Consider the following 244-nt stretch of genomic DNA (forward strand, 5'->3'; position numbering starts at 1 on the left):
TAGTGATTGGGGTGAAGTCGTAACAAGGTAGCCGTAGGAGAACCTGCGGCTGGATCACCTCCTTTCTAAGGAGTCGAAAGGCAGGGTATAACTTGCCTTAAAAGCTGGAATTGAAGATAAATAAGTTACCACTTATTCTGTTTAATTTTGAGGGATTATTCCTTCAAATGGGCTTATAGCTCAGCTGGTTAGAGCGCACGCCTGATAAGCGTGAGGTCGATGGTTCGAGTCCATTTAAGCCCAC

At 45.1% G+C, this 244-nt stretch carries 1 tRNA gene and 1 rRNA gene; both read left to right on the forward strand.

Going from position 1 to position 244, the window contains the following annotated elements:
* Positions 1-65: ribosomal RNA gene (locus ACJDU8_RS25905) — 16S ribosomal RNA — on the forward strand; the annotation flags it as partial.
* Between the two features lie 104 nt (positions 66-169).
* Positions 170-243 (forward strand) — tRNA-Ile (locus ACJDU8_RS25910).
* The last annotated feature ends 1 nt before the right edge of the window (position 244 follow it).

It is taken from the genome of Candidatus Clostridium eludens (assembly GCF_045310515.1).
Classification (GTDB): Bacteria; Bacillota; Clostridia; order Clostridiales; family Clostridiaceae; genus Clostridium_B; species Clostridium_B eludens.